The organism is Chitinophaga sp. (genome assembly GCF_036569125.1).
GTDB lineage: Bacteria > Bacteroidota > Bacteroidia > Chitinophagales > Chitinophagaceae > Chitinophaga.
Genome location: NZ_DATCRF010000580.1, coordinates 1 through 2,666 on the forward strand (window position 1 = coordinate 1; position 2,666 = coordinate 2,666).

Genomic DNA, 2,666 nt, shown 5'->3' on the forward strand with positions numbered 1-2,666 from the left:
GGCAGCAACATTGCGGAGCTACATTTCCAGGGAGCAGTTTGTGACCACCAATTATACCGCGGTTTGCACAGGTGCTGATCCCAGGCGGACGAACAAACTTGATTTTGCTACTTATACCGCTTATCCGAATGGCGGCACCAATAATACCGGGGAGCTGGGCTTTCGTTTGGGTAATAGTAAGGTAATTCTCTTTGCTGCTGAATATTACAAAGCAGTAGGCGGTGTATCCGGCGTAATGGAAATGCAGCCCGGCCCCGTGAACTGGGGCAGCTACAACCCGCTGCTTTTACCAGGTACCGTGCGTATGTGGCTGTACCACACTTTTGCTGCAGGCGGAAAGCTTGCCTCCTCTTACCGGTTCCGCCAGATCAATTATAGTTCGGAGCAATACCATTCCGGTGTAATACTGCCGGATGGCATAACCCCTTCACCAGGCGGGGAGGAGTATATGCAATTCATGAAAGAAATGAAAGCGCTGCGGAAACAATACAAACCAGGTGCTGCCATGCCGGCAGCACTGGCAGCACGTTCAACAGCTATTCTCTGGAACCTGGAAAATTACTGGACTATCGACCGGCAAAAACAAACCTGGCAATGGGACACCTGGAATTACCCGGTTAAATTCCTGGAAATAGCAAAGTCATTCGGCGCGCCGGTAGATGTGATCCCGGAAACGGCTGATCTGTCTAAATACAAAGTTGTGATTGTACCGGCCTACGAAATGGCCGATAGTGCTTTGGTAAAGAAATGGAGTGAATATGCCGCTAACGGAGGGCATTTGATCATTACCTGCCGTACTGCCACCAAAGACCGTATGGGACATTTCTGGGAAGCGGAATGGGCGGCTCCTATATCCGCTCTTATTGGGGCGCAGGTGAAAGCAACCGATATGCTTTCCAATAGCGGCAAAGGAGAGATCCTTATGGGAACAGCCCATTACAGCTGGAACAACTGGGCCGATCTGCTGGCGCCGGATAAGAATACGGAAACACTTGCTGTATTTGATAACCAGTTTTATAAAGGAAAAGCATCGGTAGTAAAACATAAGGTTGGTAAAGGCACGGTAACATATATCGGTGTGGATACAGATGATTCAAAGCTGGAACAGGATGTACTGCGCGGCATTTATACTGCTGCAGGGGCTACCACCGAAAGTTATCCGCCCGGTGTATATGTTTACTGGCGGGATGGTTTTTATATAGCGGTAAATTATTCCTCGGACAATTATACCATGAACATGCCCGGAACAGCCAACATTATTATAGGTGAAAAAACATTGCAACCCGGCGGCGTGCTGGTCTGGAATGAATAGTTATAAGAAAGATAAAAGGCTTTAAGAATGAAAAAGAATCTAATCCTGTTAACGATCCTGCTTGCTTCCATTTCAGGAACACTGGTGGCCCAAAAAGTAAAGCGCAGCGGACCGGCCGTGCAGGAACGGGAAATCAATATTGATTTCAACAAAACTGCAGGAACGCTCAACACCATGTTTAATGAGTGTGTGGGCGCAGGCCGCGCCAATGAAGGGCTGCGGGCCGACTGGCAGCAGCAGCTTGCCTATGTAAGAAAAGAATGTGGTTTCAGGTATATCCGCATGCACGGGCTGTTAACAGATGATATGGCGGTATATACGGAGGACAGTAAAGGTAACCCGGTTTACAACTACATGTACATTGATGCTTTGGTTGATTTTTTACAAAGCATTGGCATGAAACCTTTTATTGAGCTGGGCTTTATGCCTTCTGCGCTGGCCAGCGGCCCTAAAACGATCTTCTGGTGGCGGGGAAATGTAACGCCGCCGAAGAATTACGAAAAGTGGGGTGCATTGGTGAAGGATCTTACCCGGCATTTTACAGAACGTTACGGCGCAAACGAAGTAAAGACCTGGTATTTTGAAGTCTGGAATGAGCCTAACCTGGATGGTTTCTGGGCAGGCACGCAGGACGACTACTTCAAATTATACACTTATAGCGCTAACGCTATTAAAAGCGTCAATGCATCTTACCGCGTTGGAGGGCCGGGAACTGCCGGCGCTGCCTGGGAGCCAGAAATGATCGCATACTGCCGGAAGAATAATGTACCCATAGATTTCATAAGCACCCATGCCTATGGCGTGAAGCAGGGCTATCTCGATGAATTTGGCAATTCAGGTACTGTGCTCGATAAAAATCCCATGAGCGTGAGTGGCGATGTACTTCAGTCACGAAAGGAAATTGCCGCTTCGGCAATGCCTGGTCTGGAGCTCCATTACACCGAATGGAGCGCATCCTATACCCCGGCCGATCCTATTCATGACAGCTATCACGAGGCCGCATACGTGCTGCAAAAGCTGAAGCAGGTTGGTAAGGCTGCCAACTCAATGTCGTATTGGGTGTTCACCGATATTTTCGAAGAGCCAGGGCCCCGCTTTACACCCTTTCATGGAGGCTTTGGAATGCTGACAACTCAGGGAATTAACAAACCAGTATTTTATGCTTACCAGTTTTTGAACAGACTTGGAACTACCGAGTTAGCAAACAAAGATCTGCAATCATGGGTTTGCAAAGATGCCAACGGAAACATCCAGGTATTGGCATGGGACTTCACCTACACCCTGCCGGATTCTGTGAACAATCAGCAATACTATATCAAAGATTTACCCTCAAAATCAAAAGGGAAACTTCAAA

The 2,666-nt window shown here is 48.0% G+C and carries 2 protein-coding genes; both read left to right on the plus strand.

The window, feature by feature from the left end; genetic code table 11:
- A partial coding sequence (locus VIM87_RS21775; protein ID WP_331999048.1) for a beta-galactosidase occupies positions 1-1,312 on the plus strand: 1,312 nt, incomplete at its 5' end.
- 27 nt (positions 1,313-1,339) lie between these two features.
- A partial coding sequence (locus VIM87_RS21780; RefSeq protein WP_331999049.1) for a GH39 family glycosyl hydrolase occupies positions 1,340-2,666 on the plus strand: 1,327 nt, incomplete at its 3' end.